The 23,589-nt window shown below is 40.3% G+C and carries 19 protein-coding genes; 7 read left to right on the top strand and 12 right to left on the bottom strand.

Going from position 1 to position 23,589, the window contains the following annotated elements:
- Positions 1–27 precede the first annotated feature (27 nt).
- Positions 28–885 (bottom strand): amino acid ABC transporter substrate-binding protein, encoded by an 858-nt coding sequence (locus NMG86_RS24270; RefSeq protein ID WP_026788059.1) that lies wholly within the window; start codon positions 883–885, stop codon positions 28–30.
- 157 nt (positions 886–1,042) lie between these two features.
- Between NMG86_RS24270 and lpdA the strand changes: the two genes are divergently transcribed.
- A complete protein-coding gene (lpdA, locus tag NMG86_RS24265; RefSeq protein WP_026795300.1) occupies positions 1,043–2,473 on the top strand; it encodes a dihydrolipoyl dehydrogenase in 1,431 nt (476 codons plus the stop codon).
- 150 nt (positions 2,474–2,623) lie between these two features.
- Here the strand turns inward: lpdA and NMG86_RS24260 are convergent, their stop codons facing one another.
- Both NMG86_RS24260 and NMG86_RS24255 read right to left on the bottom strand, forming a co-directional pair.
- Positions 2,624–3,043 (bottom strand): putative toxin-antitoxin system toxin component, PIN family, encoded by a 420-nt coding sequence (locus NMG86_RS24260; RefSeq protein WP_026796689.1) that lies wholly within the window; start codon positions 3,041–3,043, stop codon positions 2,624–2,626.
- On the bottom strand, positions 3,033–3,281 hold the full coding sequence (locus tag NMG86_RS24255; RefSeq protein ID WP_026795299.1) for a hypothetical protein: 249 nt from the start codon (positions 3,279–3,281) through the stop codon (positions 3,033–3,035). Before NMG86_RS24255 ends, NMG86_RS24260 begins: the two co-directional genes overlap by 11 nt.
- A 164-nt stretch (positions 3,282–3,445) precedes the next feature.
- On the opposite strand from NMG86_RS24255, the gene NMG86_RS24250 reads away from it, so the two are divergent.
- The 3 genes from NMG86_RS24250 to NMG86_RS24240 all read left to right on the top strand — a co-directional run bounded on the left by NMG86_RS24250 (position 3,446) and on the right by NMG86_RS24240 (position 5,966).
- Positions 3,446–3,820, top strand: coding sequence for a hypothetical protein (locus NMG86_RS24250; RefSeq protein WP_026788056.1), 375 nt, complete (start codon positions 3,446–3,448; stop codon positions 3,818–3,820).
- Positions 3,821–3,911: 91 nt separating this feature from the next.
- Positions 3,912–4,589 carry a Uma2 family endonuclease gene (locus NMG86_RS24245; protein WP_036843449.1) on the top strand — a complete coding sequence of 226 codons (678 nt, stop codon included), beginning with the start codon at positions 3,912–3,914 and terminating at the stop codon, positions 4,587–4,589.
- A gap of 288 nt (positions 4,590–4,877) precedes the next feature.
- Positions 4,878–5,966: a DUF3474 domain-containing protein gene (locus NMG86_RS24240; RefSeq protein WP_026798760.1), complete on the top strand. Its 1,089-nt coding sequence runs from the start codon at positions 4,878–4,880 to the stop codon at positions 5,964–5,966.
- Between the two features lie 104 nt (positions 5,967–6,070).
- Here NMG86_RS24240 and NMG86_RS24235 read toward each other — a convergent pair whose 3' ends face one another.
- The 3 genes from NMG86_RS24235 to groL all read right to left on the bottom strand — a co-directional run bounded on the left by NMG86_RS24235 (position 6,071) and on the right by groL (position 12,287).
- Complete coding sequence (locus tag NMG86_RS24235; RefSeq protein ID WP_174235992.1) at positions 6,071–6,787, bottom strand: hypothetical protein; 717 nt, start codon at positions 6,785–6,787, stop codon at positions 6,071–6,073.
- A gap of 84 nt (positions 6,788–6,871) precedes the next feature.
- Positions 6,872–10,405 (bottom strand): AAA-like domain-containing protein, encoded by a 3,534-nt coding sequence (locus NMG86_RS24230; RefSeq protein WP_026796687.1) that lies wholly within the window; start codon positions 10,403–10,405, stop codon positions 6,872–6,874.
- A gap of 205 nt (positions 10,406–10,610) precedes the next feature.
- Entirely contained in the window at positions 10,611–12,287 is a 1,677-nt protein-coding gene (gene groL, locus NMG86_RS24225) for a chaperonin GroEL (RefSeq protein ID WP_026796686.1), read from the bottom strand.
- Positions 12,288–12,615: 328 nt separating this feature from the next.
- On the opposite strand from groL, the gene NMG86_RS24220 reads away from it, so the two are divergent.
- Both NMG86_RS24220 and NMG86_RS24215 read left to right on the top strand, forming a co-directional pair.
- On the top strand, positions 12,616–13,026 hold the full coding sequence (locus NMG86_RS24220) for a HEPN domain-containing protein (protein ID WP_026788052.1): 411 nt from the start codon (positions 12,616–12,618) through the stop codon (positions 13,024–13,026).
- Positions 13,005–13,424, top strand: coding sequence for a hypothetical protein (locus tag NMG86_RS24215; RefSeq protein WP_043938963.1), 420 nt, complete (start codon positions 13,005–13,007; stop codon positions 13,422–13,424). The genes NMG86_RS24220 and NMG86_RS24215 overlap by 22 nt, the downstream gene beginning before the upstream one ends.
- Before the next feature lie 129 nt (positions 13,425–13,553).
- On the opposite strand, the gene NMG86_RS24210 is transcribed toward NMG86_RS24215, so the two are convergent.
- The 3 genes from NMG86_RS24210 to NMG86_RS24200 form a co-directional block, all read right to left on the bottom strand.
- Positions 13,554–15,338 carry a sensor histidine kinase gene (locus NMG86_RS24210; protein ID WP_026796685.1) on the bottom strand — a complete coding sequence of 595 codons (1,785 nt, stop codon included), beginning with the start codon at positions 15,336–15,338 and terminating at the stop codon, positions 13,554–13,556.
- Between the two features lie 113 nt (positions 15,339–15,451).
- Complete coding sequence (locus tag NMG86_RS24205; RefSeq protein WP_026788050.1) at positions 15,452–15,679, bottom strand: type II toxin-antitoxin system CcdA family antitoxin; 228 nt, start codon at positions 15,677–15,679, stop codon at positions 15,452–15,454.
- Positions 15,680–15,887: 208 nt separating this feature from the next.
- Complete coding sequence (locus NMG86_RS24200; protein WP_043938964.1) at positions 15,888–17,816, bottom strand: transglycosylase domain-containing protein; 1,929 nt, start codon at positions 17,814–17,816, stop codon at positions 15,888–15,890.
- 605 nt (positions 17,817–18,421) lie between these two features.
- Between NMG86_RS24200 and tyrS the strand changes: the two genes are divergently transcribed.
- Positions 18,422–19,672, top strand: a complete 1,251-nt coding sequence (tyrS, locus tag NMG86_RS24195; protein ID WP_026788048.1) for a tyrosine--tRNA ligase — start codon at positions 18,422–18,424, stop codon at positions 19,670–19,672.
- Positions 19,673–19,849: 177 nt separating this feature from the next.
- Here the strand turns inward: tyrS and NMG86_RS24190 are convergent, their stop codons facing one another.
- From NMG86_RS24190 to accC, 3 genes are all read right to left on the bottom strand, one after another.
- A complete protein-coding gene (locus NMG86_RS24190; protein WP_233423093.1) occupies positions 19,850–20,422 on the bottom strand; it encodes a Uma2 family endonuclease in 573 nt (190 codons plus the stop codon).
- A gap of 279 nt (positions 20,423–20,701) precedes the next feature.
- A complete protein-coding gene (locus NMG86_RS24185; protein ID WP_087882236.1) occupies positions 20,702–21,541 on the bottom strand; it encodes a polysaccharide deacetylase family protein in 840 nt (279 codons plus the stop codon).
- A gap of 653 nt (positions 21,542–22,194) precedes the next feature.
- Positions 22,195–23,547 (bottom strand): acetyl-CoA carboxylase biotin carboxylase subunit, encoded by a 1,353-nt coding sequence (accC, locus tag NMG86_RS24180; RefSeq protein ID WP_026796682.1) that lies wholly within the window; start codon positions 23,545–23,547, stop codon positions 22,195–22,197.
- Between the last annotated feature and the right edge of the window lie 42 nt (positions 23,548–23,589).

Below are 23,589 nucleotides of genomic sequence, written 5' to 3'. Positions count from 1 at the left end.
GTTGGCTGACTTAGCAATTTTCCCGGTTTATTGTAAACATTTATTATGAGCCGCTTCGAGGGTTTTTACATAGTCTGAATCTTTTCCGTATAATCCCGTTAAAATATTAACTGTTTCTTCGACTAAGATCAAGGAATTTACCGTATTAATCCAAGACATATCTCCGGCGGGGAGAATCATTCCATAAAATTCACAGGTTAAGGGTTCTTTGGGAATTAAAGCATAATCTTGAGGTTTTATTTCTGGATTTCTGAGCACTTCTCCAATTAATAATAATCCGTCGCTGGCGAAGGCATTTAAACGACCTTGAACTACATCTTCAACGGCATTTTTTCGACCGTCAACTCCTGGGTATTCTACAACTTTTGCTAAGGAATAGCGACTGCTAATAAACTGTTGGGTTAAGGATGCAGGTAAAACCCCAATGGAAATAGCTTCTAAAGCTCCCGATGGTTGAATATAAGATTGATTATCCGGTCTAACTAATAAGTGAACTCCCGTGGCTAAAAACCGATCAGAATAAGTAATACCTGGTTCTGGATTCCTCAAAATTGTATTAGGGCCACATTCTAAATGAACTTTTCCTTCCCTGACTAATTGTTCGCGATTTTGTAAATTTGAAGGAATTAATTGTACCTCTATGGGTTTACTTAGTTTTAACTGTTTTTGCAATCTTTCTCCTAATAAATCCATTAATTCAATACAATATCCTTCCCACTTTCCATCGGATGTAACAAATCCTAATGGGGGTGCATCTTGTCGAACTCCTGCTTTTAAAACTCCGGTTTTTTTGATATCTTCTAAAACTGTTCCAGCAAAACTTTGTAAAGGAAAAAGTACCGATAAAATCAGACTTAATGTAATAGTTGCGAGTTTGGTTTTCATGTTATAATCAGGATGACAAACACAGTAATCGAGTCTAGCTTACCGCAAAAAGCCGGGGGCAGACCAAACTAATTTTAGGTTTGTAAAGGTTATTGAGTTGGCAAGGGACAGGGAAAACGGTAATATTTTTTAATCCCAATAGAGTAGTAACAGAATTATGGATTACGATTTAGTGATTATTGGTGCGGGAGTGGGCGGACATGGTGCTGCTATCCACGCCGTCGGTTGTGGCTTGAAAACCGCAATTATTGAGGCGGCGGACATGGGGGGAACTTGTGTTAACCGAGGCTGTATTCCCTCTAAAGCGTTATTAGCGGCGTCGGGACGGGTCAGAGAATTACATAATACCCATCACTTAAAAAATTTAGGGATTCAGTTAGGACAAGTCAGTTTTGATCGTGAACAAATTGCTAACCATGCTGATAATATTGTCACTAAACTTCGGGGTGACTTGACTAATAGTTTGAAGCGGTTAGGGGTTGATGTAATTCAAGGTTGGGGTAAAATTGCCGGGGCGAATAAAGTTACCGTTGAAACTACTAACGGAGAAAAAACAATTACCGCTAAAGATATTATTTTAGCACCGGGTTCTGTGCCTTTTGTTCCCCCAGGAATTACGATTGATCATCAAACAGTTTTTACCAGTGATGATGCGGTTAAATTAGCATCCCTACCCCAATGGATTGCGATTATTGGAAGTGGTTATATCGGATTAGAATTTTCTGATATTTATACGGCTTTAGGTTGTGAAGTTACCATGATTGAAGCCTTAGATCAATTAATGCCAACTTTTGATCCTGATATTGCTAAATTAGCTCAACGGGTTTTAATTAATCCCAGGGATATTGAAACTAAAGTCGGGAAATTAGCCTTAAAAGTAACTCCGGGTTCTCCGGTTATTATTGAGTTAGCCGATACTAAAACTAAAGAAGTAGAAGAAGTCCTAGAAGTGGATGCTTGTTTGGTCGCCACTGGACGGATTCCGGTGAGTAAAAATTTAGGTTTAGAATCGGTGAATGTTGAACCTATTCGGGGCGGTTTTATTCCTACGAATGATCATTTAGAGGTATTATCTGGAGGTGAACCTGTTCCCCATTTATGGGCGATTGGAGATGTTACGGGTAAAATGATGTTAGCCCATACCGCATCCGCCCAGGGAGTCGCCGTTGTAGAGACTATTTGCGGACGTCCTCGCGCGGTGGATTATCGCAGTATTCCGGCGGCTGCTTTTACCCATCCTGAAATTAGTTATGTGGGTTTAAATGAACCTGCTGCGAAGGAATTGGGACAAACAGAAGGGTTTGAAATTGCGACGGTAAAAACCTATTTTAAGGGTAATTCTAAAGCCATTGCGGAGGGAGAAACTGAAGGAATGGCTAAAGTGATTTATCGTAAAGATACGGGGGAAATTTTAGGGGTTCATATCTTTGGACTCCATGCTTCTGATTTAATTCAAGAAGCGGCAAATGCTATGTATCACCGTCAATCTGTCCATGATTTAGTCTTCTCGGTTCATACCCATCCTACCCTTTCAGAAGTGCTTGATGAAGCCTACAAACGGGCTGTTTTTAGTGTTGGGGGTCATTAGATCTAATATTCTTAAATCCGTCTTTTTAAGCCCTTCAGGGCTATTTAATTACCCCTTGTAAATGTATGACCTAACCCCCAAAACCATAAGGTAAGGGGGAGAGGTCACGACAGTTAGGACTGTGTTTCTGAAGTTAATGAAAACTTTTAATTAAACTGATTTTAAATTTAAAAAATCAGATACAGTGATCACAGGTTTTTCTCGAAATGGGTTTAAAATCAATAAATCGGCATCTCCAGTTATAAGACAATCAGCTTGACCATTAACAGCTAATTCCAAATATTTATTATCCTTGGGATCACGGCATTCTTGAATTTTTTCTGTTATTTCCATAACCAGAATAACTGTATCTAAAAAATCTCCTAAAAACTTGCTTCGATCTTCCGAAGAAATATATCGATCAAATTTTGGTCGTGCTAAAACTTGTTCTAATTCCGCCCAAATTTCAGGAGACATTAAAATACTTCCTGAATCTTGAGCTTTACGGATAGCTAAATCTGGCTTACTTTGAGGGATTAAAACTGCACTGATAATAATATTCGCATCAAAAACAAACAGTTTATCCTTCATGATCTTTTAATATATCTTCTAAAATCTCAGGACTTAATCCTTTCGCAACGGCTTTTTGACCGATTTCACTCATCGTTTGTCGCAATTTATTAATAGCCATTTTTCGAGATATCGTTTGACTTTTCAATAAAAAGGCAATTCTAGTTTCTATCTGTTGTTTTTCTTGTTCGTTAGCCTGGCGGTAACTTTCAGCAATATCAACAGGAACTTTAATTGTAATTTCTTCTAGGTATGTCATCGGTGATTTTACCTCAATTATTATATCCTGCGGTTTAGGATGTTCTCTTAGTATAACAGTACATAAACCCAGTTTCTGAAAAAAACGGTTTTTTTGAGGTCGGGTTACAAAATTAACCTTGAATTTGATATAATCAATTTTATATTAAGTTGGAGGATTAGTCTATGTCTTTTTACCATCAAAACCTAGAGGCTTTTTTGAAATTACTAGAAGAACAGCCTCAATTATTTATTGACTCACACCGTCAAGAATTAATCGAGTTAATTGAACCCTTACCCGATGATATTGAAACATTGTCAATTGCGATCGCTAGTTGGTATGAAAACTATGATGATATTGTTGATGCTCAGTTAGAAATTCTGAATAGTTATATTTTAATTAATAACGATTCTGAAAAAACATCAACTTCAGAATTAGCATTAGCTCGTTTACCTCTAACTAATATAAGTTCTGTTCCTAAGCCCAAACTTGAGTTAAACAAGAAGGAAACTTTAAAAAATGCAATTCAACCCTTATCAAAAATAACTCCTCCTCAATAAAAACAATCTTTGTCGATTTAATATCAATCTATTCGACAAATGATTCAAAGTTACGCTAAACTATATTTATCCTAATTGGGTTAACCTGTTTATGTTTATTGTTGATCACGAACCCGCTAACCTTCAAAGATTAGAACAACCGGAAGAATTTGATGATATTATATTTCCACCTAGTGATTTATGGAGTGAGGAACCTCCCGTGGAAAGTGATTTACACCGCAGACAAATTGATCTCCTGATTCATCTTTTAGAGTGGTGGTGGCGAAACCGTCAAGATTTTTATGTTTCTGGAAATTTAACTATTTATTTTAACCCGAATCAAAAAAAATCACAGGATTTTAGAGGGCCAGATTTCTTTGTGGTTTTAGACACAGAACGCAAACCCAGACGCAGTTGGATGATTTGGGAAGAAGGAAAATATCCTAATATTATTATTGAACTTTTATCTCCATCCACGGCAGAAATTGATAAAGGATTAAAAAAACAACTCTATCAAGATAACTTTCGCACCTTTGATTATTTTTGGTTTGATCCTGATACCTTAGAATTAGCCGGATTTCATTTAGTTGAGGGTAAATATCAACCCCTTGAATCTAATTCTCAAGGATGGTTATGGAGTCAACAATTAGAATTATTTTTGGGTGTTTATAACTCCCAATTGCGTTTTTTTACCTCAGATGGTCAACTTCTCCCCACTCCCGAAGAAGCAGCAATAGCAGCAGAAACACTATTAGCAAAATATCGAGAACAATTTGGGGAGTTACCCTAATTGGTCATAATAATTCCCAAATATAAAACGTTGTTGGGCTTTAGCCCTCCGGAGAGGGCTAAAGCCCAACAACAAATCTGGAGGTATGGAAGCCTCACCCCGGGCCGAGATTGGCCAAATAATTTCGATCATTTAAGATTTGTTGCGAAAATTAACATCTAATCAAGGTAAAATAAAAGCCGTTCAGAACCGCAGTTTAGGTTAGCATCCCAAACCCTGATGTTTACGATTCAGTTTGGGGTAAAAACACAACTGGGGACTACTCACTCAGATTCAATCAAAATATCTGTGCAATCATCCAATAATAAGTCTAACCAGGCCACCCTTAGTGCCTCAGAAACCAGGAAATCAGAGTTACCCTTTACTCTCCAAGATATCAGGGCGGCAATTCCTGCCCAGTGTTTTGAACCCTCGGTCTGGAAATCTCTGAGTTACTTCTTTATTGATATTTCGATCATCGCAGGTCTGTATTTTATCGCCTATAAACTCGATTCTTGGCTGTTTTTCCCCATTTTTTGGGTGATGCAAGGAACGATGTTTTGGGCGTTATTTGTTGTGGGCCACGATTGCGGTCATGGGTCTTTCTCCAAAATTAAATGGCTGAATAACTTAATTGGCCATTTGTCCCATATTCCAATTCTAGTTCCCTATCACGGTTGGCGCATCAGCCACAGAACCCATCACGCCAATACCGGAAATATTGATACCGATGAAAGTTGGCATCCGGTGACGGAAAGTACGTTCAATAAGATGGTTTGGTATGAAAAGCTGTTGCCCTTTTATATCCCCTTAGTCGCCTATCCGATTTATCTGTTCCGTAGTTCTTCTCCCCTGCGTAAAGGCTCTCACTTTTTACCGAGTAGTCCTATGTTTAAGGAGTCAGAAAAATGGGATATTATTACCAGTACATCTTTGATGATCGTGATGGTAAGCTTTTTAGGGTTGCTCACCTATCAGTTTGGCTGGTTATTTTTCCTGCAATACTATTTCATGCCCTATTTCGTGTTTGTGATGTGGCTAGATTTAGTTACTTACTTACATCATACTGAGGCTGATATTCCCTGGTATCGGGGGGAAGATTGGTATTTCCTGAAAGGGGCTTTATCAACGATTGACCGAGATTATGGCTTTATTAATCCCATTCATCATAATATCGGAACTCACGTTGCTCATCACATTTTCTTGAATATGCCCCACTATCATTTAAAAACAGCAACGGAAGCAATTAAACCCCTACTGGGTGACTATTATCATTGTTCTGATGAACCGATTTGGAAAAGTTTTATTCAATCCTACTGGTCTTGTCATTTTGTTCCTGATAACGGGTCAAAAGTCTATTATCAATCAGGTTGGAAAGCTGACAAAACCGTTGATTAACTATAAACCAGAAACCGGGTTTGTATCCTAAATGATTTATGGTAGTAGGGGTAATTCATGAATTACCCCCTACCTACGGCAAAAACCCGTTTTTTTTCCTGGAATTATTGAATTTTAACAGTTAATTGATAACTAGCATTCCCTCGGGTTCCACCGACGATAATCTCATAATTTCCGGTGGCGGGTAATTTCAAACTAGACTGGGTAGCTTCGGTTTTCAAAACCTGCCCATTGGGGGCAATTACATCAAAAACAGCGTTATTTTCTAAAGCGGTAATTTTAAGATCCATTCTTTGACCTTGGTTGGCTTTTAATAAATAGATATTGCGAGTTCCTCGCACCACCGACTGACTCATAGTTGCTGAATTTTTCCCAGGTGCAAAACGAATTTGAGAGACTAAACAGGGTTGTTTTTTATAAACTATTCGTCCCGTATTTAAAGAGTCTGCATTTAACGTCCAAGTTTCCTTAGTTTTTTGAGTATCTAACTCAATTTTTGTGGTAATATTCAAGTTTAATTTATTGCCATTTTTCGTTCCTTGTAATATTTGGGTATAGGACGTATAGTAGGATGCTTTTTGATTATGAATCGTAGCTTCAACCCGACCCGTGACTTTATTTCCATCAAGATAAATTCGGGCGATGGAGTCCATATTATCATCAGCAATAGAAAAACAATAGCCTTGAATGGAGGAAGCGGGGCTAGAATTTTGAGCTAATTGTATGGAAGAATTGGGTACAAAGGAGGCTAAAGAATTTATCTGAGGTGCAACATTCAGAAACGTTCCTGCAATAGCCAAAAATCCTAATAATTTGATCATTATTTTTACCTTGTTATTGTTTGTTGACGGTTAAGTGCTTATTCCCATTACCCATTATACCTTTACCCATTCCCTATTCCCTGACTACTGACATAATATTCGATCTTCGGGACTTAGTTGGGAATTAGTTTTTAAATAATCCTTTATCCAGTTACAAGCATAGGCGAATTCATTCAAGTTTAAAATTCGATCTAAATTCCATAATATCACCGTTTTATCTTCACTAACGGAAGCCAAAGTTTTACCATCAGGACTAAATTTAAGATTATAAACTTCATCATTATGACCATTCAGGGTTTTAACCAAAGTACCATCGAGTTTCCAAAGTTTAATGGTTTTATCCTGACTGGCTGATGCTAATAACTTTTGGTCAGGACTAAACGCCACCGCCATCACGTTGGCTGTGTGTCCCTTTAAGGTATTTTGATCAATAAAGGATTTAAGCTGAGGATTCCAGCGCCATAATTTTACCGTTTGATCTCGACTAGCGGAAGCTATAACTTGTCCATCGGGACTCAAATCTAGTCCCCAGATACCATCTTTATGACCAATTAATGTTTGTAGAAGTTGACCATTAAATCCCCAGAGTTTAATTGTATTATCATAAGAACTCGAAGCAATCCATTTACCCTCTGGCTGAATTGCAATTCCCCAAACCTGACCAGTATGACCGCTAAAGGTTTGGCGAAGTCTGCCATCAATACCCCAAATTTTAACAGTTTTATCCCAACTTCCAGAAACAATTGATTGATTGTCGGGAGTAAACTTCACCCCCCAAACCCCCCATTTATTTCCCAATAAGGTTTGATCGGGATGGGTTTTAAACAGTCCATTCTCATTTTTCTGCCACAATTTAATGGTATTATCATCGGAGGTTGAGACCAACCAACGACCATCGGAACTAAACTCAACCTGATTCACCCGCCACTGATGTCCGGTCAGGGTTTGTAATAATCGCCCTTTGTTTGTCCACAGTTTAATTGTCTTATCTAAGGAAGATGAAGCAATAGTTTGACCATCGGGACTAAAGGCGATTCCCCAAACCGTATCTTGATGTCCTATCAAGGGCATGACCAAAGAATATTCGGTTTTCGAGAGTTTAACGCTTTTATCCCAACTGGCGGAAGCAATGGTTTGACTATCGGGACTGAAGGCAACGGAACTCACTTCTGCCTGATGTTGCCAGAATGTTTCATAGGGGTTATACGAGAAATTTGTTAGGTCTTTACGCCAGATTTGGATTTGTTTATTCCGAATCGCCCCCGCCAAAAATTTGCTATTGGTACTAAAGGCTACATCCCAAACTTCATCCTCAAAGGAGCCGAAAGTCTGGATTAACTCCCCTTCCCGACTCCACAGTTTCAGGGTTTGATCTCGACTGGCGGACGCTAACCTTTGACCATCGGGACTCCAAGCCACAGCCATAATTTCAGCCTGATGTCCGGTCAGGGTTTTCAATAGTGTGCCATCGGCATTCCAGATTTTAACCGTATGATCAGCACTTCCAGAGGCGAATCTCTGACCATCGGGACTAAAGACAACGGTTTTAATTTTGTCGGGATGGGCGGCGATGGTTTTTAAGAGTTTTCCCTCTGTTGTCCATAATTTAATGGTTTGATCAAAACTCGAAGAAATCAGTTTATCCTCAGTCGGGCTGAAACTCACAGCCATCACCGCTTCCCGATGTCCGGTCAGGGTTCTTAAGTAGGTGCCATCGGTGTTCCAGAGTTTAATAGTTTTGTCGTTACTAGCTGAGGCGAGAAGGGGTTGACGGGGACTGAAGGCAACGTTAAGAACTCCATCCTGATGTCCAATCAGAGTTTTCAATAGTGTGCCATCTGGTTTCCAAAGTTTAATGGTTTTATCCTGACTCCCAGAAGCAATTAAATCTCCTTTGGGGCTAAATTCTACCGCATGAATAATACTGGTATGCCCCAACAGTTGGTTATATTCTTGAATCCCATAAACCGCTTTTTGCAATGTCAATTGTACATTCTGGTGAATTTTTGTATCCACATCCGATAGGGTTTGCAATTTTCGATAGGCTATCATGGATTGAATTAAGGCTTCAAACCTTTGATTTAAAGCAAATAAGGACTCAGATGATTGATTTATAGCTTTAACTTCGTTGATTTTTGCCTGGTGTTCATTCACCCTAGCTTGATGATATTGAAACCCTGAGATTAGACCTAATATAATGGTAATAACTAGGGCACTACTAACAGATATAAGTAAAAATCTTTGCAGTTTTGCGGTCTTTTTTTCTTCGGTTAGTCGGGCTTCTACTTCCAGCATTCTGGCAGCTTCTAAGGATTTTTGAACTTCTTGCCGATCTAATTCTTCACTTTTAGCTAAAAATTGATAATCTAAATCACTAATACTGCGACCACTTGACCAATTTTGGGATTCTTTTAAGGCCTGTCCCCGTAATAGTCGAGAACTATCTTGTTGTTGAGATTCTATCCAAGCACCAAAGCCTTGAGAATAGGGCCGCAGGTTCCTCAATTGTTGGTTAACCCAATCTAAATCAAAGACTTCTTGATAAATCCGATTTTTTACCCGCAGAAACCCGGTATATTTGATCACTAAACCGGATAATATTAGTTCTGATTGTTCGTTACTATCATCGGTTAAAACTTCTAAATTTCGCAGAATATCTTGATAGATTCCTAAAATTCTGCCGATATGATCGGGGTTATTTTGAATTCGGTTACGAATGGTTTTTAAATGTTCGGGTTCATCTTGAGATTCCCATTTATAAATAATCTGCGATCGCACCAATGATTCTACCCAAAATCCTTCGGTTCCGGGGGGAATAATTAATATTTGATTAATTGTTTTTTCGGTAAAATTTATCACCAATTGACATATTTTTTGTGTTAAAAAAGGTTGTCCTCCTGTCCAAGCGATAATTTCTTGCATAATGGCTTTAGCATTAGTAATTTTTGGCTCCAAACCTTCAATTAAAGGTTGAACTTCATTCAGGGTAAAACCCGATAATTCAATGGCTTTTCCGATATTAAAGGGGGTACGAGTGCGATCGGAAATTAAAGCTGAAGGGGTAGCAACTCCAAATAAGGCAAAGCTAATCCGGTTATATTCAGGATTAATTGCCCGTTGATTATAACAAAAACGAATTAAAGCAAAAAAATCATCTACTTTAAAATTTAAACTTAAAATACTATCAATTTCATCAACAAAAATAATTAATTTTTGACCAGGAAATTCAACCAATAAAATATCTTCTATAAAATTACTAATACGTTGAATCACAGAAACTTCCGATTGTTCTTTCCACCAATTTTTTAAATTAAATTTACCTAAAAGATTAAATCCGCGCCATAATTCAGTAACTATTCCTTTATACCATTGTTGTTCCGTCACCATTTCGCTACCAATGCGAGTCATATCCAAGGTCGCACACTGAAAACCTTCTTGTTGTAAACGATAACGAGTTTTAACTAACAGAGAAGATTTCCCCATTTGCCGAGAATTTAAAACATAACAAAAATGCCCCTGTTGTAATTGAGAATACAGATCGAAATCCGCTTTTCTGACTACATAAGTCGGAGCATCTTGAGCTAAACTTCCCCCAATTTGATAGGCAGAATTAATCATCTATTACTAATCCAAAATTTAACCCACCCAGGTGGGTTTTGTCTGTGTAGCCGCGATTTGCAATCTCCAGATAGTATTCGGCGAATATAATTCGCTACTACACAAACGAAGTCCACCTGCGTGGACTAAGAGAAAATTCAGGTTTTTAAACCCACAAAGGTGGGTTTTATCTGTTTAGCCGCGATTTCCAATCGCCAGGGATAGGTTACATCATGCCCATGCCACCCATGCCGCCCATGCCGCCCATACCGCCCATACCGCCCATGCCACCCATGCCGCCCATGGCATCCATATCGGCGGATTTCTTCTCAGGTTTTTCCACAACTAAGGCTTCAGTTGTTAATACTAATCCTGAAATTGAGGAGGCATTTTGCAACGCCGAACGTACCACTTTTGCCGGGTCAATAATCCCAGAAGCAATTAAATCTTCATAGGTTCCAGTTAAGGCATTATAACCAATATTAAACTCGGTATTGCGGACATTTTCCACCACCACAGCGCCTTCAGCCCCAGCATTACTGGCAATATAAAATAAAGGAGCTTCTAGGGCTTTGGCAATAATTCCCGCCCCAATTTTTTCCTCATCACTCAGTTGAGCTTTCAGTTCATCAACTTTTTTCGCCAGATGAATTAAAGTAGTCCCGCCCCCAGGAACAATCCCTTCTTCTACGGCGGCTTTAGTGGCATTTAAGGCATCTTCAATCCGCAGTTTCCGAGATTTCATTTCCGTTTCGGTGGCAGCCCCCACTTTGATTACAGCCACCCCTCCGGCTAATTTTGCAATTCGCTCTTGGAGTTTTTCCGCATCATATTCAGAGTCGGTTTCTTCCAGTTGACGACGAATTTGTTCAACCCGTTTTTTCACATCGGCTTGAGTTTTGCTATCCGTAACAATAATTGTATTGTCTTTTTCAATGGTGATTGTGTTGGCAGTTCCTAACATATCCAAAGAAACGGTATCTAAACTTAATCCCACTTCTTCAGAAATTAATTGTCCGCCTGTCAAAACCGCAATATCCTGTAATAAAGCTTTACGACGTTCACCAAAACTAGGGGCTTTAATTGCCGCCACATTTAACACGCCTCTGGCTTTATTCACCACCAAAGTTGCTAAGGCTTCCCCATCAATATCTTCAGCAATAATTAACAGAGGTTGACCCGAACGGGCAATTTTTTCTAAGACCGCAACTAAGTCTTGAATGGAACTAATTTTTTTATCGGTAATTAGAATTCTAGCGTTAGAAAATTCCACCACCATCCGTTCATTATCGGTGATAAAATAGGGAGAAATATATCCCCGGTCGAGTTGCATTCCTTCGACTACATCTAATTCTGTAGTGATGGATTTGGATTCTTCAACGGTAATTACCCCGTCTTTCGTTACCTTGTCCATCGCCAGGGAGATCATCCGACCAATTTCTGGGTCATTTCCCGCCGAAATCGTTGCGACTTGAGCAATTGCATCCCCTTCCACGGGTTTAGCAATGGCTTGAATTTCTTCGACCAAAATCTGAGTAATTTTGTCCATTCCCCGTCTCAGGGCCACAGGATTAGCCCCGGCTGCGACATTTTTTAACCCTTCACGAATCATGGCTTGGGCTAAAATGGCGGCGGTGGTTGTCCCATCTCCGGCGACTTCATTGGTTTTGGAGGCGACTTCCTGCATCAGTCGGGCGCCAGTATTTTCCAGGGGGTCGGACAGTTGAATTTCTTTAGCGACGGTAATACCATCATTGACGATTTCGGGAGCGCCAAATTTCTTCTCTAATAAGACATTCCGACCTTTGGGGCCAAGGGTGACTCGCACCGCATCGGCTAGGGCATTTACACCTTTTTCTAAGGCTCTACGGGATTCTTCACCAAACGAAACAATTTTAGCCATCTTACAATATCATTAATCACCAATAAGTCACTTTAGCACTCAAGGGTTTCGAGTGCTAGTTCGGAAATCCGTCATTCTGGGGAGGTCGGGTTAATCTGAATCTGTCTCTGTTCGCTTGCTGATTGAAAAAAACAAGTTTAAAAGATATTAAAATGGATTCTAAGTAGTTGCACAAAATAAATTACCTAGTTGAGAGAGGGAACAGCCCCCCCAAACCCCCCGTGCACGGGGGGTTTGGGGGGGAGGGAACAGGGTAGATGATGTGTAATTAATTTTGTTTAGGTACTTATAATCAATATGGCGAGTTTTTTGGAGGTATACTAATTTTTTGAATAGACAGAATTTCCAGGAATTAGCACTTACTCGACTTCAAGACGCAAAAGTGCTTTTAGACAATCACCAATATTCCGGTGCTTACTATCTCAGTGGTTATGTGATTGAATGTGCTTTAAAGGCTTGCATCGCTAAAAAAACTCAGCAATATGATTTTCCTGACAAGAACACTGTTATGGACAGTTATACCCATAATTTAGAAAAGCTGGTGACAGGTGCTGACCTTAATAAACAATTAAAGTCTCTCAAAAATGATCCAGATTTTTCACCTAAATGGTCAGAAGTTAGAGACTGGTCAGAAGAAAGCCGTTATAAAAAATATAACCAAGAAGAAGCCCACAATATTTACTCAGCAATTACCGATCCTAATCACGGAGTTTTACAATGGCTACAGCAACATTGGTAAATCAAGAGATAGAAGAAGGTCAAAGATTAATAGATGCTCTCAATACCGCAGGTTTATCAGTTCATTCTGCTTTGTGGCTGTATGCGTCAGAACCGGAAATATGGCACTTGACACTTGCTTTACCTGTGTATGATGATATAGGTTCACTTAAAACTTATGAGCAGATATTATCCGTTTTTCGCGAAGTTAAACCAGAATTAAAAATTGATTGGACAGCAATTGTCGCTGTTAGTCCTAACGGTGAATTAATTCAGGGTTTAAGTCAAGATCAACAACATTGGAATATCGACTTATCAGGAAGACGCATGACCAATAGTAGGGTTAATCGAATGTTGGTTGAAGATGCTTACATTTATCAAATTGGCGTGAATTTACAACTCGGAATTTTACCAGAATAAGGTAGAACCTATTATCCAGGGATTCCCTGGATAATAGCCAGAAACCCGTTTAGCAATTTTATAGCAATGTGATTTTAAGAGATTATGTAGGGTGAGTAATACCCTATTGGTATCAACCTTTTTCCAAAATCAATTTTTCATACTATGGGGTTCCTGATACAAAGGAAGCGTAAATGTCACCGTTGATCCTAATCCTTCCCCGAGACTATAAAACTTCACCGTTCCTCCCATAGTTTGGACTAATTTTTGTGAAATGACTAATCCTAAACCCGTTCCCCCATATTTTTTGGTATAGCCCCCAGAAACCTGAGAAAAGGCCTTAAATAGTCGATCTTGTTTTTCAATCGGAACCCCAATTCCGGTATCCGCCACCCGAAATTCCAATACTCCTGGAAACTCTTGATTTTGAAATACAAAAGTTTGTTTGAAGATTCCCAAACTAATATTAATTCCCCCTTCATGGGTAAATTTAATTGCATTTCCGACTAAATTCAACATCACCTGGAGTAACCGTTGATAATTCCCATAAACAATCACGTCATCTTCATAAGCTGCCTTTTGAATCGTAAAGGTTAATCCTTTTTCTTGAATTTGCGCCCGGGTAAAATGTTCAACTTCATCTAAAAGTTCATTTACCTTAATTAAAGCCAAGTCAATATCCATTCTCCCGGCTTCAATTTTAGCAATATCTAAAACATCATTAATTAAGTTTAATAAGTGTAAAGCGGCTCGATGGGCTTCTTGAATAAATTCTGCTTCTTCTTCGGGATCATCCACCATCCCATCTAAAACTAACTTTAAAAACCCAATAATTCCATTTAAAGGCGTGCGTAATTCATGGGACGTATTCGCCAGAAATTCACTTTTTAATCGAGAAAGAGCCACCGCTTCCATCCGGGCTTCTTCTAATTCTTGATAGAGGATAGCATGGGCAATAGCCGTTCCGACATGGGTGGCTAATTCTCGGATAAATTCCACTTCAGCCGATGTCCATTGTCGAAAGCGATCGCACTGCTGCAAACTAATAATCCCATTGGGCTGATCTTGATAGGATGTGGCGACAACTAAAATAGAATAGCGATTATAGGGATCTTGATCTGGCGAGGTGCGCTCGACCACCACCGGTTCTAGGGTCGCTAAAGCCTGCGTCCAGCCCAACTCATTCGCAATGGCTAAATCCAAACCCAACATCATCGGAAATTCTGATCGGCGATACTCCGCCACTACCTGGGTTTGTTGTAAACTCCAACTATCCCCTTTTTCAACTTGATAGGGACATAAAATACAACGACTTACTCCTAAAACCTGCCCTAAACTATTAACCGTTTGTTGCCAAATTTGCTTTAAATCTAAAGTTCGGCGAATTTTTTGGGCAATTTGACTTAATAACCTTTGATAAATATGGGAACTGGGAGAAACCGCACGACAAATGGTTCCAGCAATTTGGATCAGCATTTTTTGCGGAATTTCCAAATTGGAAGGCAGGGAACGATAGGCAACAATCTCCGACATACTCATGTCTAAATTTTCTTCTGGTTGTTCCAGAACACAGCCCATAACCAATACCCGATCCGGTTTTCCATTAGAGACTAAAACAGGAGTCATCGTCAGTTCTAATGGAATATATTGATCTTCATAAGCAAATGAATAAACAAATCTCTCAGGAATTAAACTGGTTAAAACCCGGGTAATTCGATCTTGATAGGGAGAAAGGATAACCGGTTTAAAGTATTCTCCCATTGATGATCCGACAATGGTATCCACAGGTAAAGAATAGCGATCATCTCGTTGCCAATGAAATGATAAATACTCACCTGCGGCATTTTGAATAAAAATCAGATCAGCACCCAAGTTCTGCCAGATCGGGTCAGCCGAAGTCGAACTTGCAAACTGAGAGTTCTCGTCTAAGTTCATTCGGATTAGCGACTAAATAGTGAACAGCGAACAGTTAATCAACTAACTATTCACTTCTTTACTTATAACTGGTAGAGATGCGCCATGGCACGTCTCTACCAGTCATCACTGATTTAATCGTTCCATTCCCCTCGAGGCGGAACCGGAGGGTTTCGTTGCAGTGTCAAAGCCAGTTCATCCTCTGGACGCTCTCCTCTAAGCCATTGGCGTAGGGCTGTCTCAATCACCTTGCTGGGGTCATTAGTGAGATGTTTAATTTGATCGAGTAACTCAGAATCAATGTGAATTGAAACTTCTACTTTCTGAGTCACATTTGGCGAAGAAAATGTATTTTTTTCCATAACAAGTTAGATCCTAACGTATAAAAAAAATTTCCAACAAATAAGGAATAGCGACTACAGCAAATTCCCATATATCAAAAACTCAAAGAATAACTTTTCAGCCGATTCTCATGGAGCCAGACACAGGCATACTTCGCAAGTGGTTCTACTCTCATTCTACTCTCCTCTAGGGAAAAATTGTTCACCCGGGTCAGAACCCCATTCATAATTAAGGTTTGGTATAGGCAGAAGATGGTTTAAAAGAAGTTTCAGGTTTTCCATCTAAGGCTTGTAACATAAAGTCACGCCAGATCGGGGCCACAGTGGTTCCTCCGGTTGATCCATAGGTTAGGGGAGTATAATCATCATTTCCCACCCAAACAGCCGTTGCTAAATCAGGAGTATATCCGGCAAACCAGATATCCCGTTCAGAAGACGTCGTTCCAGTTTTTCCCGCCGCCGGACGTCCAATTTGGGCGCGAGTCGCTGTCCCCCGATTAATCACTCCTTGTAACACACTATTCAGGGATGCCACGGCCCATTGATCCAAGACTAATCGAGGTTTCGGGGTATTATCCAGTAAAATATTGCCCTGACTATCGGTAACTTGGACAATAAACGTGGGTTCAGAGTGCCAGCCATCATTGGCAAAAGTGGCATAAGCTCCGGCCATTTCCATCGGGGTTAAATCCACCGACCCCAAAGGTAGGGAAACGACAGGCTCAATGGGACTCTTAATTCCCAGGACTCGACAAACCTCAATTACCTGATTTAGTCCCACCTCCTGACCCAGTTTGACCGCCGGAATATTCAAGGAATTTTCTAAAGCCGAGCGCACACTCACGGCCCCGGAGAAACCACCCCCGTAGTTTTGGGGAGAATAATAGCCATAGCCATCGGGATAACTGACCGGATTATCATAAACCGTGGAATCCGGGCCATATTTGCCACTGGCAAAGGCAGCATAATAAACAAAGGGTTTGAAGGCAGAGCCGGGTTGACGCAGGGCTTGAATCGCCCGATTATACTGACTGGTTTTATAATCAGCCCCCCCCACCATAGCCTTAACAAAATGGGTGCGGGGGTCAATGGCTACCAGGGCAATTTGACCATTTTGTAAATTGTTATAAACCCCTTGATAGTATAAGTTCTGATGCCACTCACTGACGGTTTTCTCCGCCATCCGTTGAAAATTCATATCAATGGTGGTTTGAATCCGCATTCCGCCCTTGATCACCGCTTCCCGACCAAAACGTTCAGAAAGCTCTTGGACAACTGCTTCCGTCACATAGGGAAGACGGCTACTGCTAAAGGAGGTGATTTTGCCCACCAGTAAGGTTTGTTTTTTGGCCGCGGCTTCTTCTTGGGGGGTAATCCACTGAAGTTCCCGCATCCGCTTCAAAACCGTTAACTGTCTTTGTTTGGCTTTTTTGTAATTCGCAAAGGGACTATAATCCTCCGGTGCAGGAATCAGACCCGCCATCATTGCCGATTCCGCCAAAGTCAAATCCTTCGCCGATTTATTAAAATAACTGCGCGATGCGGTTTCTACCCCATAGAGGTTATGACCCCAATAGACCTGATTCAGATACAGTTCTAAAATTTCGTCTTTTGATAAAATCTGTTCTAAACGAATCGCCATCACCGCTTCTGCGGCTTTACGGCTCATGGTACGATTCGGGGATAAAAATAGGTTTTTCACCAACTGCATAGTCAGGGTAGAACCCCCTTCCACCGTGGAACCCCGCTCTAAGTTAGCGACTAACGCCCGCACAATCCCCGTCGGGTTAATGCCTTTGTGATCGAAAAAATTGCTATCTTCAATCGCGATTACAGCCCGTTTTAGATGGGGAGATATCTCGTTGAGGGAGACTACTTCACGGTTGGCTTCATCATGGAGGCTGGCCAGAGGAACCCCCTTAATATCATAGATATGGGTGGTTTCCGTGGGCACATAGTTCTGTAAGACCCGCACATCAGGAAGATTGCGGAAACTGACCGCCAAACCGACTAACCCTCCAGCCACGACCGAACTGGTTAACATCGTAACGCCGAGTAAGGTTCCGGCCGTTACTTTGCTGACCGACTGCACAAAGTCAAACAACGTTGAGGGGTTGTTGACCCTAATATCGCGTGGGATTGCATTAGTTGATGACACGTTTAATTTACTCCCTCAATGAAAACAGGGCTACTTGACACTCTCTAGCATAAACGCTAGAGATTCTTAATTCAGCGACTGACCTTTAAGCACAGTATCTCTTTCGAGCAATATTCAAACCTTTCAATCGTGAAAAGTCACCAATTGACGAGCCTGACTTACGGCAACCCCAGAGGGTCTATCTCCGCTCATCTTACTAGGATACGACCTAGAGTTCGGGCGTGCCCCGCCCTACCTTAATTGATCAAACCAAATTATGTGTTTTCTGGTAATGAGAATGGGTTGATTCTCTAGCTCTGTTTTACAAGGTTTTCGCTACCCTTCTTGTTACTCTCAAGGAGTTTTCAGGTTCGAGGGTGCCGACTAAAAGCCGCTTCACAACCGCCCACCTTGGGGATTTCAACCATCTCTATCTTAATCCAAAGCCGTGCTAGAAGCACGGGGTTTTAGACCCAAATTCTCGATAACTTTTTTTAGCTTCGAGTGATAGCATATAAGATTGACATTGTGCAGGTGAAGTACCTACATAATAAATCAAAAAAATTTCCTATCCGGGATCAAGGTTAACGGATTTTACCCTAAATTGGCAAAAGAATTTTAAGATCATGGCTATTAGTCCCTCGTCTGTACCAATAGAATTGGCGGCGTCTCTACAAAATTTTCCTACCCTTCGCCGAGGGATTACTGAGATTTTCCCTGAAATTATCAACTCTGAGAACCCTGATGAGAATTTAGGTCAACGATTATTGACAACCAATCGACCCCTAAGAGTTAAATTTGGCATTGACCCCACGGCGTCGGATATTCATTTGGGTCATAGTATCCCGATTCGCAAGTTACGCGCTTTTCAAGATGCGGGCCATATCGCTGTTTTAATTATTGGGGATTTTACTGCTAGAATTGGCGACCCCACGGGAAAATCGGAAGTCCGGCGTCAATTAACCTCGGAAGATGTACAGAAAAATGCTCAAACCTATTTAGAACAACTGCGTCCGATTTTGGATTTTGATACCCCCGGACGGTTGGAAATTCGCTACAATTCGGAATGGTTATCAAAATTAGATTTACCTAAAATATTAGAATTATTGGCAACCATGACCGTCGGACAAATGTTAGCCAAAGAGGGTTTTTCCCTGCGGTTTGAACAGGAAAATCCGATCTATTTGCATGAATTTCTCTATCCATTAATGCAGGGTTATGATTCCGTCGCGGTGGAAGCGGATATTGAAATCGGTGGCACAGATCAAAAGTTTAATTTAGCCGTGGGACGGGATTTACAAAGACATTTTGGACAAAAACCTCAATTTGGGTTATTAATGCCGATTTTAATTGGGACGGATGGGGTACAAAAAATGTCGAAATCCCTGGGAAATTATGTGGCGTTATCGGAAGATCCGTTAGCCATGTATTCTAAATTGGAGAAGGTTCAAGATAATCTTTTAAACCAATATTTTGAACTATTAACTAATCTTCCCCTAGATAAATTACCAGAAAATCCCAGGGAAAAACAAAAGTTATTAGGGTTAGAAATCGCTTCTCAATTTCATGGAAAAGAAGCCGCGTTAGAGGCACAAAAAGCGTCTTTAACCTTAGTTCAAGGGGATGCTAAAACAGCAGAAGCTGTCCCGGAGTTTTCCCTAGCTGAGATTCAATTTCCGGCTAAGTTATTTTATATTCTCAGTGCGAGTAAGTTATGTAAAACCAGCAGTGAAGCGCGGCGAGAAATTCAAGGGGGTGCGGTTAAGTTAGATGGCGATCGCATTTCTGAAGTTGATATAATATTTAATTCTATTGATGAATTAAAGGGTAAAGTTCTGCAAGTTGGGAAGAAGAAATTTATCCGTTTAATTGATTAATTCCTCGTTCCAATGCTCTGCATGGGAATGCTAATTTTGAATTCCTCGTTCCCATGCTCTGCATGGGAATGCCAATTCTGAGGCTCTGCCTCAAATATTATAACAGGAGGCTCTGCCTCCTTTTGGCATTTCTAGGTAGAACCTAGAAACGAGGGGGACGAGGGGGACGATGGGAGACTAAAAAGGATTTAAAATTTGTTCGGCGGTTAATTTTAATTCAGGAAAAGTTATAGAATTTAGAATATCTTTTTCTCTAAATTCTACCCCTTCATATAAACCCGAAACTAAGGTTAAAATTGATATTTTTAATGCTTGTGGGTCAATAATCCAATATTCAGGAATACCTAATGCGGCATATTCTGAACGTTTATAACGGTAGTCATCATCGGGGTTATTCGGACTAACAATTTCAACGACTAATAAAGGAGGTTCTTCCAGAATAGCTGAGGATAATGTGCTGAGAAATTGACGTTGAGTTTCTGTCATCACTAATACATCAGGAATGCGTGATTTTCTGATTCCTGTTCTGACTCCCACAGTTCCAGGTCGCACCACCCAATCTAATGTTAAGCGACGGATCTCTATTTTGAATTGTTCTTGTATAAAATCAACAATATCCGAATGCCATCCACTTGCAGGAGTCATCTGAATTAATTCTCCATTAAATAGTTCAGACTTGAGATCGGTATCATCTTTATAATTGAGATAGTCTTCAAAGCTATAGGTTTTAGTAACGGTTTGCACCATCATGAGTTCTTAGCCTCTAATTTAGTCCCTCATTTATTCTAGCAAAATTTTTATAACTTGTTCTAATATATTAAACCCTGATATTATAAACTATATGTTTTATTGGGATTTTAGCGATCGCTTTTTCCCCTCCTCGTAGTAAGTCCTTTAGGACTCAGCCCTAAAGGGCTTACTACGGTTTCACTACAATTTATGATTGAAAATGAGTTTAGATAAAATTATTGTTCCCTTGGATGTTTGTAGAATATAAATATTATGTGTTGTAGTACAAGCACCCTACGATTATTCTGATAATGATAATAATTCGGAAACTGTTACAAACCGATAGCCACGTTTTTGTAATTCAGGAATTATAATTTTTAACGCTGCTATGGTTTCAGAACGATTTCCGCCACCATCGTGCATTAACACAATATCCCCTGGACGGGCTTGATTTAAAACCCGATTTGCTAATACGGTCGCCGTTGGTTTTTGGAAGTCTTTCGTATCAATAGACCACATAATAACCGCATAATTTTTACTGCGGGCATAGTCGGCAACACCATTATCTAAAATTCCCCCAGGAGGCCGAAATAACCGGGTTTTTAACCCCGTCATTAACTCTAATTTTGCCGATGTATTTTCAATTTCAGCTTTAGCTTTTTGCGGTTCCATTTTTGGATAAGAATGCGTCCAAGTATGATTCCCAACCCCATGACCTTCTTGAACTACTTGTTCGATAATGTCAGGATATAACAGTAAGTTTTGACCTAAAATAAAGAAGGTAGCTTTAACATTAAACTGTCTTAAAATAGTTAAGACCTTGGGTGTTTCCGGCCAGGGGCCATCATCAAATGTTAAGGCAATAACTTTTTCTTGATTTCGAGGGGAAACATTATGAACAGTTTTGCCTTTATAGCGTTCTGGAATTAAAGAATAATAGGGTTTTTCTGGTTTCTTTAAATTTGGTGGTGGAAAAGGTTTTCTAGGAATAAAAGAGTCTGGTTTTCCTAATGGGGGAATTATCGGATCTTCCATCCCATTTTCAGCAGAATAAATCGGTTGTGTGATCACCGAATTTTCAGCTTGCAGTCCAACAATAGGCAGGGAAACAGCCACTTCTCCGTGATTAAAACTCACCATAAATATTCCACTGATACCACCAAGTAGAATCTGTGAAAACCGTTTAATATTTCGGGAACCTATCATTAATTTTAAGCGTCAAGATAATCTGACTATAGACTACGAGACTTTCCCCCTAAGTCCCGTAAATCTTGACTAAATATGAGAATGTTCTTGATCGGAAATAATTTCAGCTTTGTTGGGTGTTAGCGCGATCGCAAATAAAAATGACACTAACGGCCCTACAATAAAAATTGCTAATTCTAATCCTGTCATAGTCTACCCCCTATGGTTTGTGGGGTATTGGTTTACTCCTCGAATGCAGAGCTAATTGTTAGTCCGATTTCTGACTAATCTTGGCTAAAAACCCGCTTCCGCATCAGAGAACGTGCTTATAATACCCTTAATATTCTCTAATATACTCTAATCACCCTCATGAAGTATCAATTCAGCATCTGATCAGTCTTAATTTCACTCAATCTTTAAATTTGAACCTGAAACCTTTGCAAAATCTAAACTTTATTCATAAATCTTTACAAAAAGTTGAATAATTATAAGGGTTAGATATTGATTGTTTTCACCTCACTTACTCCCGATACCTAGGGTCTGAGTTAGATTTTAGGTTATGGGGGCGAGTTGCCCTTGCTTCCATTATCCCATAATTGCCGGGTTTTTTATTCCCCTTTTTTCATCATTTTTTCCACAAAATTAGTATAAATTTCCCCTCGGAGAAATTCGGGATTTTCTAATATTTTTTGATGAAATCCGATCGTTGTCGGAACACCCGTAATTGCAAATTCTCGTAACGCCCGTTTCATTCTTAAAATCGCCGTCGGACGATCTGGCCCCCAAACAATTAATTTCCCAATTAAAGAATCATAATAGGGAGGAATTTCATAATCCGTATAGACATGGGAATCAATTCTCACCCCATTTCCCCCAGGAGGTAAATAACCACTAATTCGTCCGGGGTGGGGGCGGAAATTATGTTCAGGATCTTCGGCATTAATCCGACATTCGATGGAATGACCGCGCAAAATTACTTGATTTTGAGTTAATAATAACTTTTCCCCTTGGGCGATGCGAATTTGTTCAGCAATTAAATCTAATCCGGTGATCATTTCCGTTACCGGATGTTCAACTTGAATCCGGGTATTCATTTCCATAAAATAGAAATTTCCCGACTGATCAACTAGAAATTCAACTGTTCCCGCCCCGGTATAATTAATAGATTTAGCAGCTTTTACCGCCGCCATTCCCATCTTTTGACGCAGTTTAGGAGTTAGGAACAGACTGGGTGCTTCTTCTAATAGTTTTTGGTGACGTCTTTGAATCGAACAATCCCGTTCTCCTAAGTAAATTACATTGCCATAATTATCAGCTAAAATCTGAATTTCAATATGGCGAGGACGTTCAATAAACTTCTCCAAATAAACCCCCGGGTTACCAAAGGCGGCTTCCGCTTCCCCTTGGGCGGCGGCAAAGAGTTTGGGGAGTTCCGAATCTTCCCTAACTAACCGCATTCCCCGACCTCCCCCCCCTGCGGTGGCCTTAATAATCACCGGATAACCGATTTTGCGGGCCAGTTGTAGGGCTTCTTTATCATCACTCAGGAGTCCATCACTGCCCGGGACGGTGGGAACTCCGACCCGTTGCATGGTTTCCTTGGCCGTTGATTTGTCTCCCATTGACCGCATGGCGTGGGGTGTGGGGCCAATAAAGGCAATATCATGATCGGCACAAATTTCGGCAAATCGGGCGTTTTCGGCTAAAAATCCATAGCCCGGATGAATGGCCGTGGCGTTGCGGGTCAGGGCGGCGGCGATAATATTGGGAATATTCAAATAGCTTTTACTGCTGCTGGGTTCCCCGATACAAACGGCTTCATCGGCCAGTTGGACATGAAGGGCGTGGCGATCAACCGTTGAATGAACAGCAACCGTCGCAATACCCATCTCCTCGCAGGTGCGAAGAATCCGTAAAGCTATTTCCCCTCGATTGGCAATTAATATTTTTGAGAATCGCATCTTTTATCAGAAAACAAGATTTATAAACCGCTTTGTAGTAAG

The sequence above is a fragment of the Planktothrix rubescens CCAP 1459/22 genome (assembly GCA_904830895.1).
Taxonomy (GTDB): domain Bacteria; phylum Cyanobacteriota; class Cyanobacteriia; order Cyanobacteriales; family Microcoleaceae; genus Planktothrix; species Planktothrix agardhii.
The sequence above is the reverse complement of the archived record's forward strand: the minus strand, read 5'-3'. Positions and strand labels throughout refer to the sequence as shown.

Coding starts and splice junctions, on each gene's coding strand:
- NMG86_RS24270 (WP_026788059.1), bottom strand. CDS start 885: ATGAAAACCAAACTCGCAACTATTACATTAAGTCTGATTTTATCGGTA.
- lpdA (WP_026795300.1), top strand. CDS start 1,043: ATGGATTACGATTTAGTGATTATTGGTGCGGGAGTGGGCGGACATGGT.
- NMG86_RS24260 (WP_026796689.1), bottom strand. CDS start 3,043: ATGAAGGATAAACTGTTTGTTTTTGATGCGAATATTATTATCAGTGCA.
- NMG86_RS24255 (WP_026795299.1), bottom strand. CDS start 3,281: ATGACATACCTAGAAGAAATTACAATTAAAGTTCCTGTTGATATTGCT.
- NMG86_RS24250 (WP_026788056.1), top strand. CDS start 3,446: ATGTCTTTTTACCATCAAAACCTAGAGGCTTTTTTGAAATTACTAGAA.
- NMG86_RS24245 (WP_036843449.1), top strand. CDS start 3,912: ATGTTTATTGTTGATCACGAACCCGCTAACCTTCAAAGATTAGAACAA.
- NMG86_RS24235 (WP_174235992.1), bottom strand. CDS start 6,787: ATGATCAAATTATTAGGATTTTTGGCTATTGCAGGAACGTTTCTGAAT.
- NMG86_RS24230 (WP_026796687.1), bottom strand. CDS start 10,405: ATGATTAATTCTGCCTATCAAATTGGGGGAAGTTTAGCTCAAGATGCT.
- groL (WP_026796686.1), bottom strand. CDS start 12,287: ATGGCTAAAATTGTTTCGTTTGGTGAAGAATCCCGTAGAGCCTTAGAA.
- NMG86_RS24215 (WP_043938963.1), top strand. CDS start 13,005: ATGGCTACAGCAACATTGGTAAATCAAGAGATAGAAGAAGGTCAAAGA.
- NMG86_RS24210 (WP_026796685.1), bottom strand. CDS start 15,338: ATGAACTTAGACGAGAACTCTCAGTTTGCAAGTTCGACTTCGGCTGAC.
- NMG86_RS24205 (WP_026788050.1), bottom strand. CDS start 15,679: ATGGAAAAAAATACATTTTCTTCGCCAAATGTGACTCAGAAAGTAGAA.
- tyrS (WP_026788048.1), top strand. CDS start 18,422: ATGGCTATTAGTCCCTCGTCTGTACCAATAGAATTGGCGGCGTCTCTA.
- NMG86_RS24190 (WP_233423093.1), bottom strand. CDS start 20,422: ATGATGGTGCAAACCGTTACTAAAACCTATAGCTTTGAAGACTATCTC.
- NMG86_RS24185 (WP_087882236.1), bottom strand. CDS start 21,541: ATGGTGAGTTTTAATCACGGAGAAGTGGCTGTTTCCCTGCCTATTGTT.
- accC (WP_026796682.1), bottom strand. CDS start 23,547: ATGCGATTCTCAAAAATATTAATTGCCAATCGAGGGGAAATAGCTTTA.